The organism is Streptomyces sp. NPDC051677, from assembly GCF_044453465.1.
GTDB lineage: Bacteria > Actinomycetota > Actinomycetes > Streptomycetales > Streptomycetaceae > Streptomyces.
The window spans coordinates 283,188-295,101 of sequence record NZ_JBITCT010000005.1; the positions used below are offsets into that span (position 1 = coordinate 283,188).

Annotated in this window: 14 protein-coding genes and 2 pseudogenes; 6 read left to right on the plus strand and 10 right to left on the minus strand. The window is 68.2% G+C overall.

The features are described from left to right. Window positions 1-45 precede the first annotated feature (45 nt). Genes ACIBAF_RS08455 through ACIBAF_RS08465 form a run of 3 tightly spaced genes read left to right on the plus strand, consistent with a single transcriptional unit; the run spans window position 46 to window position 3,654 of the window. Window positions 46-1,620, plus strand: coding sequence for a class I adenylate-forming enzyme family protein (locus ACIBAF_RS08455; protein ID WP_399462362.1), 1,575 nt, complete (start codon window positions 46-48; stop codon window positions 1,618-1,620). After that, entirely contained in the window at window positions 1,617-2,795 is a 1,179-nt protein-coding gene (locus ACIBAF_RS08460) for an FAD-dependent monooxygenase (RefSeq protein ID WP_399462363.1), read from the plus strand. The genes ACIBAF_RS08455 and ACIBAF_RS08460 overlap by 4 nt, the downstream gene beginning before the upstream one ends. A 55-nt stretch (window positions 2,796-2,850) precedes the next feature. Continuing rightward, window positions 2,851-3,654 (plus strand): aminotransferase class IV, encoded by an 804-nt coding sequence (locus ACIBAF_RS08465; protein WP_399462364.1) that lies wholly within the window; start codon window positions 2,851-2,853, stop codon window positions 3,652-3,654. A gap of 72 nt (window positions 3,655-3,726) precedes the next feature. Here ACIBAF_RS08465 and ACIBAF_RS08470 read toward each other — a convergent pair whose 3' ends face one another. From ACIBAF_RS08470 to ACIBAF_RS08480, 3 genes and pseudogenes are all read right to left on the minus strand, one after another. Beyond that, window positions 3,727-4,212 carry a carboxymuconolactone decarboxylase family protein gene (locus ACIBAF_RS08470; RefSeq protein ID WP_399462365.1) on the minus strand — a complete coding sequence of 162 codons (486 nt, stop codon included), beginning with the start codon at window positions 4,210-4,212 and terminating at the stop codon, window positions 3,727-3,729. Window positions 4,213-4,372: 160 nt separating this feature from the next. Next, window positions 4,373-4,813 (minus strand): annotated as a pseudogene (locus ACIBAF_RS08475) (hypothetical protein); the annotation flags it as partial. 16 nt (window positions 4,814-4,829) lie between these two features. Further along, the gene (locus tag ACIBAF_RS08480; RefSeq protein ID WP_399462366.1) at window positions 4,830-5,252 is read right to left on the minus strand and encodes an ATP-binding protein; all 423 of its coding nucleotides are present in this window, start codon (window positions 5,250-5,252) and stop codon (window positions 4,830-4,832) included. Between the two features lie 200 nt (window positions 5,253-5,452). Between ACIBAF_RS08480 and ACIBAF_RS08485 the strand changes: the two genes are divergently transcribed. After that, complete coding sequence (locus tag ACIBAF_RS08485) at window positions 5,453-6,304, plus strand: helix-turn-helix domain-containing protein (protein ID WP_399462399.1); 852 nt, start codon at window positions 5,453-5,455, stop codon at window positions 6,302-6,304. Between the two features lie 8 nt (window positions 6,305-6,312). Continuing rightward, entirely contained in the window at window positions 6,313-6,531 is a 219-nt protein-coding gene (locus ACIBAF_RS08490; protein WP_399462367.1) for a DUF397 domain-containing protein, read from the plus strand. Window positions 6,532-6,652: 121 nt separating this feature from the next. Here ACIBAF_RS08490 and ACIBAF_RS08495 read toward each other — a convergent pair whose 3' ends face one another. From ACIBAF_RS08495 to ACIBAF_RS08505, 3 genes are all read right to left on the minus strand, one after another. Beyond that, a complete protein-coding gene (locus ACIBAF_RS08495; RefSeq protein WP_399462368.1) occupies window positions 6,653-7,984 on the minus strand; it encodes an acyltransferase family protein in 1,332 nt (443 codons plus the stop codon). A 123-nt stretch (window positions 7,985-8,107) separates the two neighbouring features. Beyond that, entirely contained in the window at window positions 8,108-8,713 is a 606-nt protein-coding gene (locus ACIBAF_RS08500) for an RHS repeat-associated core domain-containing protein (protein WP_399462369.1), read from the minus strand. A gap of 24 nt (window positions 8,714-8,737) precedes the next feature. Continuing rightward, window positions 8,738-9,193 carry a hypothetical protein gene (locus ACIBAF_RS08505; protein WP_399462370.1) on the minus strand — a complete coding sequence of 152 codons (456 nt, stop codon included), beginning with the start codon at window positions 9,191-9,193 and terminating at the stop codon, window positions 8,738-8,740. Window positions 9,194-9,329: 136 nt separating this feature from the next. Between ACIBAF_RS08505 and ACIBAF_RS08510 the strand changes: the two are divergent. Next, a pseudogene (locus ACIBAF_RS08510) lies at window positions 9,330-9,503 on the plus strand (helix-turn-helix domain-containing protein); the annotation flags it as partial. Window positions 9,504-9,764: 261 nt separating this feature from the next. Here the strand turns inward: ACIBAF_RS08510 and ACIBAF_RS08515 are convergent. The 4 genes from ACIBAF_RS08515 to ACIBAF_RS08530 form a co-directional block, all read right to left on the minus strand. Continuing rightward, on the minus strand, window positions 9,765-10,304 hold the full coding sequence (locus tag ACIBAF_RS08515) for an SMI1/KNR4 family protein (RefSeq protein ID WP_399462371.1): 540 nt from the start codon (window positions 10,302-10,304) through the stop codon (window positions 9,765-9,767). Continuing rightward, window positions 10,301-10,612, minus strand: a complete 312-nt coding sequence (locus tag ACIBAF_RS08520; protein WP_399462400.1) for a DNA/RNA non-specific endonuclease — start codon at window positions 10,610-10,612, stop codon at window positions 10,301-10,303. Before ACIBAF_RS08520 ends, ACIBAF_RS08515 begins: the two co-directional genes overlap by 4 nt. Window positions 10,613-10,717: 105 nt before the next feature. Beyond that, window positions 10,718-11,287, minus strand: a complete 570-nt coding sequence (locus ACIBAF_RS08525; RefSeq protein WP_399462372.1) for a polymorphic toxin-type HINT domain-containing protein — start codon at window positions 11,285-11,287, stop codon at window positions 10,718-10,720. A 371-nt stretch (window positions 11,288-11,658) separates the two neighbouring features. Beyond that, window positions 11,659-11,904: a hypothetical protein gene (locus tag ACIBAF_RS08530; protein ID WP_399462373.1), complete on the minus strand. Its 246-nt coding sequence runs from the start codon at window positions 11,902-11,904 to the stop codon at window positions 11,659-11,661. Window positions 11,905-11,914: the final 10 nt, after the last annotated feature.

Sequence of the window (11,914 nt, forward strand, 5' to 3'; positions counted from 1 at the left end):
GCCCCGGCCCCAGCCCCCTGCCGTACGTCAGAGAGGAACAGCCACATGTCGCAGCAACCCCTGCTCGCCGATCGCGGGTTCTACCTGGGCCCGCTGTTCCGGCGGGCGGCCGACCGCCACGGCGCCGTCTTCGTCACCCTGGACCGGCCGCTGGACACCCACCCGGTCCTCGGGGTCGACCTCGACTACCGGGCCCTCGCCGACGTGGTCGAGGACCTGTCGGGCCGGCTGTGGGCGGCGGGGGTGCGGCCCTCTGAGCAGGTGGTCGTCCACAAGACGGACAACGTCGACATCGTGCTGCTGACCTGCGCGGTCTCCCGTATCGGCGCGGTCCCCGTGCTGCTGTCCCCCGGGCTGGCCGGGCCGGTCGTCGGACAGCTTCTCGGACGGCTCCGGGAGCCGTGGCTGATCACCGACCGCGCCAAGCTGGACGGCCCGCTCGCGGACGTCGAGCTCTCCGGGCTCGTCCGGCGGACGCTCTCCGTCGACGACGCGCCGGGCGCCGAGCCCCTGGCGAAGCACGCCGGCGCCGAAGTCCCCGCGCCCGTGCGGCTGCACCCGCGCGAACCCGCCCTGATCACCCACAGCTCGGGCACCACCGGCGTGCCCAAGCTGGCCGTGCACTGCGCGAACACCATGTGGAACCGGCTCGTCCCGCAGAAGGCGATGGGCTGGCCCACCCGCGGGGAGACGGCCGCGCTGCACATGTCCTTCGTGCACTCGCGCTTCTACCACCTGCTCGGCGTCCTGCTGCACTTCGGCAGCCCGCTCGTGCTGATCACCGATCCGGAGCCGGCCTCCGTGGGCCCGCTGCTGGCCCGGCACCGGCCCGGCATCGTCGAGACCCACCCCAACACCTTCGTGCTGTGGGAGGAGCTGGCCGACGCGCCCGGGGCCCCGCTGTCCCGGGTGAAGTCGTACGGCTCCACGTTCGACGCGATCCACCCGCGCACCGTGAAGCGGCTGCTGGGCGCGTCGAAGCGGCGCGCGCCCTGGCTGATCCAGCTGTACGGGCAGAGCGAGACGGGACCGGTCGCGTTCCAGTGGTTCACGCGGCGCAGCGCGGAGCGGGCGGACGGGCGCCGGGTCGGGATCGGCATCCCCGGCTTCACCCGGGTCCGGATCGCGGACGCCGACGGCTTCCGGGCCGCGCCGGGAACGCCCGGCCGGATCGAGGCCCGCACCCGGGGGCGCATTCTCACCTACCTGGGCGCGCGGGCGCAGTACGAGCGCCAACTGGACGGCGGCTGGTGGCAGATGGGCGACATGGGCTACATGAGCCGGTGGGGCGCCCTGCATCTGATCGACCGTGAGATCGACCAGATCGACGCCGTGCACAGCAACCTGGAGGTCGAGGACGCGCTGATGGAGCGGCTGGAGGAACTGCGTGAGGTCGTCATCGTGCCGGGCGCGGACCGCGAGCCGGTACCGGTGGTGTGCGTCCGGGGCGAACGGCCACTGGACCCGGAGCGCTGGCGGGAGGCCACGGCGGATCTGCCCGCGATGGCCGAGCCGCGACAGTGGCGGTTCGAGGAACTGCCGATGACCGCCACCTGGAAGGTGAAGCGGGTGGAGATCACCCGCATGCTGACCGGGACGCGAGAGAGCGTGCGCGCGTGAACCCTGTGATCGTGGTGGGCGCGGGCCCGGTCGGCCTGTCGGCCGCGCTGGGTCTGCGCTCGCGCGGACTGCCGGTCGTGCTCCTGGAGGCGGACCCCGAGGACCGCCGACGACCGGGCAGCCGGGCCCTGTTCGTGCACAAGGAGACGCTGCGGCTGCTCGACGGGATGTCCCCGGGCCTGGCCGCGGAGATCACGGCGTACGGCCGGACCTGGCACACCCGGCGCACCCTCTACCGGGGCCGCGAGGTGTACTCCCGCACCTTTCCGCCCCCGTCCGGGCTGCCGCCCTTCACCAGCCTGCGTCAGTTGGACACCGAGCGCTTCCTGCGCGCCGCGTGCGAGCGGGCCGGGGTGGAGTTCGTCTGGGACACGCGAGTCCGCGGCGTACGGGCGTCCGAGAACGGCGTCACGCTGACCGGCGAGGACGGGCGCGCCTGGGACGCCAAGTACGTCGTCGCCGCCGACGGCGCCCGCTCGGCCGTCCGGGGCGATCTGGGCATCGCCATGGAGGGCGTGCGGGGCGAGGGCTTCCACGTCGTCGTGGACGTCGCCGACGTCCCGGGCGCCGAGCAGCCGCTGGAGCGGGTCTTCCACTACGAGCATCCGGGCGTCGGGGGGCGCAGCGTGATGCGGGTGCCGTTCACCGGCGGCTTCCAGGTCGACCTCCAGTGCCGCGACGACGACCAGGAGGAGGCCTACGGCACCGAGGACGCCGTACGGGAGTGGCTGCCCGGGGTCGTGGGCGACGGGTACGCCGACCGCATCCTGTGGGTGTCGACGTACCGCTTCCTGCGCAAGGTCGCGGCCTCCTTCACCGACCCGCACGGGCGGGTGCTGCTCGTCGGGGAGGCCGCGCATCTGTTCCCGCCGTTCGGGGCGCGCGGCATGAACAGCGGGATCGCGGACGCGGCAGCGGCGGCGGAGGCGATCGCCGCCGGGACGGCCCAGGCGGTACGGGAATTCGCCGAAGTACGGCGCGCGGCCGGGCTGTTCAACAGCGCCGCCGCCGGGACTGCGCTGGAGCATCTGCGCCCGCAGCGCCGGATCGTACGGCTCAGGCAGCGTGCGGCGGCCGCGCTCGCACCCGTGCTGCCGTCGTGCGGCTCATGGCTGGAGCACGCGCCGTACGGACCCCGGGGCGGGGCTCCGGCGGCGGCGGGCGGGAAGTACTGAGGAGGACGAGGACCGAGTGGGTGCACAACTGACGGTTGGGGCCGAGGAAGGCCTGTTGACCTGGACGCCCAGCCGGGGCCTGACGGTGGAACCGGAATCCGCGACGACCGTGGCGAACGGTCCGCTGCTGGTCGCGGACTCGTGGCTGGTGCGCGAGGGCCGGGTGCGCGGGTACGGCCGGCACCGGGAGCGGTTCCTGCGGGCCTGCGCCGAGTCCGACGGCCCCGGGCCGCGCCGGCTGGTCGAGTTCTGGCACGACATGACCGCCGTGCTGCCGCGCACGGGTGAGTGGTTCCCCCGGGTGGAACTCGCCGCCGGCTCCCTGGAACTGCGGCTACGGCTGCGGCACGCGCCGCCGCTCGGCAGCGAGGTGCGCCTGTGGGCGGCCGGTCAGCCCGATCCACGGACCCTGCCCCGCCGCAAGGGCCCCGACCTGGACGCCCTGGCCCGGGTGCGCGGGCGGGCGGTCGAAGAGGGGGCGCAGGAAGGGATCCTGGTCGACTCGTCGGGGACGGTGCTGGAGTCGGCGACCGCGAGCGTCCTGTGGTGGGAGGACGACACCCTCTGCCTGCCCCCGGCCGGGTCGCCCCTGCTCCCGGGGATCACCGGCGGGCTGATCCAGGAGCGGGCCGTACGGTCCGGGATCCGCGTCGCCCACCGCAGGCGGACGGTGGCCGAGCTGGCCGGCCGGGAGGTGTGGCTCGTCAACGCGCTGCACGGCATCCGCCCGGTGACGGGCTGGACCGGGAACGGGGCCGGGACCGGGACCGGAGAGGCGATGACGGCCGGTCCGGCGACCCGGGCGGCGGAATGGAGGAACTGGCTGGAAAAGCTCCCGGAGCCGCTTCCGAATATGTGACCAAAAAACAGACGATGGGCATCGACAATACCACCGATGCCCATATTCGACGTTCCCCGATATTACTTGATATTACTTCTTGGCGGGCTGATAAGCACCCGGAACCATACGCGTCGCGATCGCGATCCGGTTGTACGCGTTGATGACCGTGGCCGCCCAGATCAGCGCCGCGACCTGTGCCTCGTCGAAGACGGCCGCGGCCTCGGCGTAGACGTCGTCCGGCACGTGCCCGTCGGCGACGAAGGTCACGGCCTCGGTCAACGCCAGTGCGGCGCGCTCGCGTTCGGTGAAGAAGGGGGTCTCCCGCCAGGCGTTCAGCGCGTAGATGCGCTGCTCGGTCTCGTCCGCCGCGCGGGCGTCCTTGGTGTGCATGTCGAGGCAGAACGCGCAGCCGTTGAGCTGCGAGGCGCGGATCCGGATCAGTTCCAGAAGCTCGGGCTCGACCTTGGCGTCCTGCGCCGCGGAAACGGCCGCGCCGTGCAGGGAGCCCATCGCGGCGGAAACGTCGGGGGTTATCTTCTTGAGGGCCACACGGGGCACGGAATTGTTGTTCGTCATGGGTAAGACTCTATCCGGGAAAAGGAAGAAGCCAACCACTTTCAAGAAGAAGAACCAATCACACCGACGCGCCTGGGGTGCGGGCATTTCTGGCGGCGACGCCGGTGCGGGTGCTGGGCCGAACTCCGGCACCCGCGGCGGAAGGCGTCGGCCGGGGCCTCTACTCGACGGCGTCGAAGAGATCGTCCACGCTGGTGGCGTGGACCGCGCGCTCGGACCAGACCGCCAGCTGGTCCGGGTCCGTGCAGGCCTCGACGCGGGCCCGGACCTCGTCCGGCACAGCGACACCGCGCCACTCGAGGATGCGAAGAATCATCGCAGCCCGCTCACGAACCCGACCTTCCTCACGACCCTCCTCCCGGCCTTCCTCCCGTACCTCCTCGGCGAGCGGGTGCCGCCAGAAGTACTGCATCGCCGTCATCAGGTCCCTCCACATCTTCCGGACCTGGTCATCCGCCAGGCACGAGTCGACGAACTGCACGAGCACCGCGGCGCTGTCGCGGTCGATGTCCTTCAGGGCCGCCGCCAGCGATTCCAGTATGGCGGCGGCCTGCCGCCCCCGGCCGTGCGTCATGGCCGAGAGCGCCGCGAGGGGCGGATCCGGCGTGATCAACGAGCTACGCCGCATTCAGTTCGCACCACACCAACTTCCCCCGATGCCCCATCCGGGACAGCGGCTGCCAGTGCCAGAGGTCCGAGCACGCCCGCACCAGAGCCATGCCCCGCCCGCTCTCCGAGTCGTCGCCGAGTTCCTCCAACCGGCGCGGCGGGTCCGGCGGTTCGGGGTCGGCGTCCCACGCGCCGATCTGCAGGACGCCGTCCCGGAAACGGAGACGCAGGCACGCGGGGCCCTTGGTGTGCAGGACGGCGTTGGACACCAGCTCCGAGGCGAGCAGCTCGGCGGTGTCGACGAGGTGGGGCAGGCCGTGCAGGGTGAGGATCAGGCGGAGCGTGCGACGGCAGACGGTGACGGCGCGGGGGTCGGCGGGGATGTACAGGGAGTACTCCCAGGAGTCGGGGGCGGGGCTGGTTTGAGGCATGGGTCAGCTCCAAGTGGGTGAGTGGGTGTGGGGACGCGGTGGCATTGCCGCAGCCGTCATGGCAGGACGGAACGGTGCGCTTCCGCAGCGTGAACGTCGCATCACTGACGGTAGACCTTGATTTCCAGGTCAAGCAAGCCGATCGCGTAATCTTGCCCCCGAACGAGTCGCACCCGCAGGCGCGTTGGGAGGAGCAACAGATGGGGTTGAGGCGCGAACCGACAGCACGTCAGGTGCGGTTGGGGGCGGAGCTGCGCAGGCTCCGCGAAGCGGCCGGGCTCACCGGCCGTGAGGCGGCAGCGCTACTCGGCGTGAGTTCCACCCAGATCAACCAGATCGAGTACGGCTTCACAGGTGTGAGCGAGAAGAGGCTGCGAAGCCTGGCCGCCCACTACTCGTGCACCGACGAGGAATGGGTCGCTGCCCTTGCGGCAATGGCCACCGACCGCACGCGGGGTTGGTGGGAGCAGTACCGGGGCCAACTGCCCTCGTCATTCCTCGACATCGCCGAGCTGGAGCACCATGCAACGCACCGACGCGACGTGGAGTCCCTCAACATCCCCGGCCTCCTGCAGACCGAGGCCTACGCCCATGCCGTCTTCTCGTACCGAGTACCTGAACTCCCGTACTCCGACACGGAACTGCGCGTCGCACACAGGATGCAGCGCCGGACTGTCATCGAGGGCCCCGCATCCATTCCCTACGAAGCGGTGATCCACGAGGCGGCGCTGCGCATCAGGGTCGGCGACCGTCCCGCCGCGCGCGCCCAGCTCGCCCGAGTCCTGGAACTCTCCGAAGCGGACAACGTCACCGTACGCGTCATCCCCTTCGACCTCGACGGCTTTGCCGGCGCGTGGAGCACGATGATGTTCGCAGGCGGGGCCGTGCCCAAGCTGGACACTGTCGTACGCGACGCACCCCACGGCACGGGCTTCGTCGACTCCGAAGCCCAACTCGCCTCATTTCGAACACTCTTCCGTAAAGTGGAGACTGCGTCACTTGAGCCCGAACGCTCACGTGACCTCATTCACCGGCTTGCGAAGGAACTGTGAGGCGCACGATGGCCGCTCCCGACAACTGGCAGAAGTCGTCCTTCTCCGGCGGCGGCGACGGCAACAACTGCCTCGAACTCGCCGCCACCCCCACCACCCTCCACCTCCGCGAATCCGAAGATCCGACCACCGTCCTCACCACGACCGCCAGCCCCCTCTCGGGCCTCCTCACAGGCATACGCACCGACGCCCTGACCTCAGTTGGACGGGCGACGACGACACGCTGACCGCGCAGATCCAGCGCACGGAGCGAGCGCGACGACGTCAGGCCGCTTTCCTCGCGCTGCACAAGTGAGCCGGCGACCGCGGTCGCCGGCTACTGGGGCACCTGGCTGCCTGACGGTCCCCCTACCGGCGACTCGGACCGATCCGGGGCAAGAGATGCCTCCCCCTCTGAGCAGCTACCTGGTACGGCCCGGACGCGACTGCTCCGCCTTCCGCGGGCGGACCACTACGGCGGTCCAACAGCCGTCGGCCGAGCCGCTGCCCGGGCAACTCCACCAGGTGGTAGGTGAGTGCGCTCAGCATGAGCAGCACGGAGAGGAAGGCGACCACCCAGAACAGTTGTTGTGCCGTGCCGTGGGGATGCCCCACCTTCTCCATGAGCCAGGACATCGCAGCGATCAGCGGGCGGTGCAGCAGATAGACGGAGAAGCTGACGAGGCCCAGCCAGGTCAGCGCCGCAGGCATACGGCGGCGGCGCAGCAGGAGGGCCGCGGCGAACAGCGCCCAGCCCGCGAGGAACGCGCTGACCCAGGCGATGGGGGAGGCGGTCCAAGTGCGGATCTGGGCCTGCTTGTCGTCGTAGAGCAGCCCGGCCGCCGTCCCCGCCGCGAGGACGAAGCCGCAGTACGCCCACGCGGCTCCCTGACGGATCTGCCCTCGTTCGGCGCGGTAGATCACGGTCCCGCTGAACATCGTGGCCAGGATCAGCATGCTCTCCCAAGGAGTCGATCGCCCGTTTGCGATCATGAGCACCAGGCCGAGCCCCGCCAGCAGCGTCGCGCCCGCCAGTTGCGCCGCCCGGCGCCCGGTGAGCAGGAACAGCAGCCCGACTGCCACAACCAGCGCGGTTCCCGCGGTCAGTTGCCGGACGGTGAACTCGGGCCGCAGACTCCACGCCGCCGCCCACGGTCCCAGCAGCAGCGCCGCCCCGGCGAACACGACCGCCACGGGCCCGCTGCGGCGATGGGCGCCGGTCATGAACAGCAGCGTGACCAGGTAGTAGAAGACCATCTCGTAGGTCAGCGTCCACATCACCGGTAGCCCGCTGCGCAGGCCCAGCAGATCCTGCAGCATGGTCGCGTTGGCGACGGCGGCGAGCAGCGGGTGCTCATGGACCGAGACGTCCACCGCGGAGAAGCGCTGCGGCACCAACATGGCCGCAGCGACGAAGACCACCACGCACAGCGGGTAGAGCCGCAACAGCCGGCCGATCCAGAACCCCCGCACATCCCCCCGGCGCTCCAGCGAGGCGGGCACTATATACCCGCTGACCAGGAAGAACGCCATCACCCCGAATATCCCCGGGTCGAACCACTCGCGCACAGACGCACCGAAACCCACGAACAGCTCGCCGCTCAGGTGATGCAGGGCCACGGTCAGCGCCGCGATCCCCCGGACGACGTCGAGCCACCCGAACCGGGCCGCAGCCGATGGTACAGATATTCGAGATCTCACCCGCGGACACTAGCAAGGCCTTGCACCTCGGCGTGGGCCAGCCCTGCCAGCGCGGAACGACGGATTGGCGCAACAGAGACAAGGGCGTTGAAAACGCCGTCGCAGAACGTCGCAAAGCACACATCAACTCGTCATCACGCGACGCGAAGGACTTGGTGGTTGTGCTCCCCTTGAGCAATCTTCTTGTCGCAGTAGGCCCTGGACACCGTGCCGACCCTTGGCCGCCATCGCCACTTTCATGCCGGTCTCGACGGCACACTTGGCCGCACCAAGGCCGTCACCGCGCCCATCGCGCCCATCGCGCCCGTGAAGGCAGGCCACATCTTCTTGCCCTTGGAGAAGCCGCTGGTCCACGGAATCGCGTCCATCAACAGGCTGCCGCACGCCCTCCACGTCGTCGAGGCCGACGAACCCCTTGAACACCGCCCATCTGGTGGACAGGATCACATCGCCGAGCGAGCGGTTCAGGGTCTTCTTCTGCAAGGCGATCTGCGCGTCCAGCGCCGCGATCGACGCGTCGAAACTCGATGCCGACGACGTCAGACCCGACGGGTCCGCATGCGTCACCGGGTTGTTGTTCGCGTATGAGTAGCCGTTGGCCTGGAGCGGGTCGCTGTCGTCCAGGACCGGGTCCGCCGAGAGGAAACGGCCCTCCGCGCCGAACCAGCGAACTCCTTCACCATCAGGGTTTACCCAGAAGGGATGCGTGAACAGAGGATGCGCCCCCAACTCCGTGAGTCCGCTTCATTGCGCTTACCGAGGTTGGTCCATCAATTCAGCCACAATCCAGACATCATATTCCTCCGGGGTGACTCCGCACACAACGCGACCATCGACAGACATCGCAACAAATTCTGGTTCGCCCCCCACCGAGGCGATCCGCTGCGCCAGAGCCATTTCCGGTGTACGCCGGACAAGAGCCCATGGAGCCGTTGCCGCACCCTTACCAGCCACGCTGATGAGAAATTCACCACGCTCCCCGAACAATGCAGAGGATTCAGCAATATCCCGCCATTTACCCTCCACCTCGGGAAGATGCCGCCCCTCTTCCTGGATGCGTACCCGAGCGGTGGGCGTGGCAGAACCGCTGATGATTGGAAGCCACGCCGCCATCGGCGTAGGAGCCTGCCCAGACCATGCCGGATCCAGAATGGAAAGGCCAGCCGACTCCAGCAACAACCTGCGAGCCTCAAGGTCCACAAGTTTCACCCACTCGATTTGTAGTATCGATGGTGCTAGCCACCAGCCCAGGAATACCGCTCAAATTCTGCGCCATATCCCAGTCGAAGTTTACGCGAGGAGGAAGCCGTAGCCCTCAGAACACAGGTGCCCCCGCCAGGAGCGCCTGGGCGCCGAACTGCGGAAACTCCCCGAGGCAGCAGGGCTCAAGGGGCGGGAGGCCGCCGCGCTACTGGGAACAGACGCGAGGCGGTTGAGCCAGATCGAGTCCGGTGTCGCGGGGGTGAGCGAGGAGACCGTACGACGGCTCGTCGCCCACTACGCATATACGGACACAGAGCCACTTCGAAACCACCACGATGTGCGCCGCAGGCGAGGACATGCACAACCTTTCCTCCGAGACAAACATGTTCCTTACGAGCGAGTCGGCGAGGAACACAGCCTGCTGAAGAAGCACTGCCACCATGCCGAAGGTTCGCGTGACTTCATCCACTGAATCACGATGGGGTGACGCATACCACGCCCCACCCTATCAACTGGAAGGAGTCAACCTTCTCTGGACAGCGGGCACAACTCAACCCTCGCGAACGCGTCGCGGAATTCAAAAACTTCCGGAAGCCTTGAATTCATGCACCCGTGCCGGGAAGGAGCTGGAGAGGATTTCTGACCTGACCTCTCCTGTTAGCAACTGGACGAGAATCTCAGCACAACCGAAATTGAAATGCTCCCACCAGTCGCCTCTGGCCTCGTTCACCATCACGGTCCATTCGTCAGGGTGACTTCCCAGGCGAGCGAGCCAATAGAGATACTCCCCGTTGCCTGTCGTAGCCCAAGGAATTACCCGACTGCCGGACGATTGCAACTGCTCCGGCTTCGGCTCACCGTCCTCCCACAACATCTCGAACGCTTCCTCGCGCTCGGCGACGTGCCGAAGTAGGTCATAGTGACGGTTGGCGCACCGGGGCTCAAGTACCCACAGATAACCGTCGAACCGGCCGCCGCCGTACGCGTCGATCAACTCTCGGTAGTCACCTGGCAGTTCGGTCCCGAACTCCTGGGCCACATCAGCCCAGTCCGCACGTAGCACAGCATTTTCGGGAGGCGCAACTAGTTGGGTCAGTCGCTCAACATGTGCATTCACGGTTTCGGCCCATTCAGGATCGTCTGAAATATGTCGAGCCCACCCGTCCCGTTGGCTCGGATGGTCACACCCAGTGGATACGGGTTCGCGGGACCGAGCCCTGTGAGCTCCGCGTAAATCGGGGTAACACTGTACTGCACAGTCTCCCCTCCCTTTTCAACAGCTCTCCGCACCTGATTCTCGATGCGGCGCATTACCGGGCTGTTGGCGTACGCGTGCATGGTGACGAAGTTCCGCGGGTCAGATTTCGATCCGCCGAGCTGCGCCCCCACGCGTGAACCCTGTTGTACCCCATCCTGCTGACCCAGCCCGCCGGATCCACCTTCGGGTCGGTCTTGCCACCGATGTTCGCCCTGGTGAGCGTGACATTTACGCCCGTGGCACGACCATGCTCGTCGAGGTCACCAAAGGGATCACAGTTGTGGACCAGGATCGGCGTAGCGCCCGCCACCGCGTAGTAACGTGTGCAGGCTGCTGACGGTGAGGTTGTGAACGGTGGCGTCCAGCACCGTCCAGCGAGTGACAGCGGTGACCTGGACCCGCGTGCCAGCGCCGGTGCGCAGCCACTCACCCGGCCGAAGGTTGGTGGCGTCGATCCACTCACGGGCTTCGGGGCCCAAGGGATGGCCAGCAGTCGCAGTGATCTCACTGGTCTGCGTGCCGTTCTTTCTGTCCGTGTCAACAGTGACCTTGACCAAGTGCTTGACGCCCTTGCCCAGGATTTCGGCGGTGACCGTCTCGGTACGGGTCTCGCCCGTCGCCGGGTCGGTCGCCAGGACTTTGTCGCCGGCCTTGACGTCCTTGATCGCCTTGGTCGCGCCGTCGTCCTCGTCCGTACGCTCACCCCGCCACCGCCCTGTGCCCGACGGGCCTGGTCGACGCGTTCCATGGCGGCCGAGACCGGTCTGAGCCAGAGCACGGTGAACCGGATCTGGCGCACCTACGGCGTCCAGCCCGGGGTGCAGGCGACGATCGGGCTGCACCGGGCCTGGTCCCTGCCGGACCACGCCGAGAAGGCGGGCGGTCTGTTCCTGGCTCCACCTGTGTGCGTGCTGGCCGTGACGGCCCGAAGCGGAGGGGGCAGGCGCGTCCGCAACCCCGCTGCGACCGACCTCAGCCGGCTGTTCGGCCAGGACCGGGAGGCGCCGCATCCCCCATGGCTCGCGGGCCCTGACAAGGAAGTCGAGCGTTGGAGGAACTCGCGGACCGCGGGATTCCGCACACGCTCGCTCAAAGAGCCAGGCCACCGCCACCCTGGACAAGCACGGCCGGACCCAACTCGGGCCGGAGGCAAACCAGGACGGTCGGTATCGCTTCCGCTGGCGTGATCTCCAACGTCTTGTCGCTTACCGTCTCAAGTTCTGGGCCTCTGAACGGACTCCTGCCCTTCATCACTGGCAACCCGGTGGGCCGCGTAATCCACTACCTCATTCCAGACCGCAAGCCCCTCCGAATCGAACGCCTCCAAAAGAGCCTGGCGCACCTCTTCCAGTGGACGTCCACCGTGAGTTCGACGGACTTTCTCCAGCGCCCGTTCGAATTTTTCCAGATGCTCTTGAATATAGGGGGTCGCTTTGTCGTATTCGCTAGGATCCGTCATCCAGATTTCG

What these genes read in the sequence shown, in the direction of transcription:
- ACIBAF_RS08530 (WP_399462373.1), bottom strand. Translation starts at nt 11,904, where the DNA reads ATGACGGATCCTAGCGAATACGACAAAGCGACCCCCTATATTCAAGAG.
- ACIBAF_RS08485 (WP_399462399.1), top strand. Translation starts at nt 5,453, where the DNA reads ATGGGGTTGAGGCGCGAACCGACAGCACGTCAGGTGCGGTTGGGGGCG.
- ACIBAF_RS08480 (WP_399462366.1), bottom strand. Translation starts at nt 5,252, where the DNA reads ATGCCTCAAACCAGCCCCGCCCCCGACTCCTGGGAGTACTCCCTGTAC.
- ACIBAF_RS08490 (WP_399462367.1), top strand. Translation starts at nt 6,313, where the DNA reads ATGGCCGCTCCCGACAACTGGCAGAAGTCGTCCTTCTCCGGCGGCGGC.
- ACIBAF_RS08470 (WP_399462365.1), bottom strand. Translation starts at nt 4,212, where the DNA reads ATGACGAACAACAATTCCGTGCCCCGTGTGGCCCTCAAGAAGATAACC.
- ACIBAF_RS08455 (WP_399462362.1), top strand. Translation starts at nt 46, where the DNA reads ATGTCGCAGCAACCCCTGCTCGCCGATCGCGGGTTCTACCTGGGCCCG.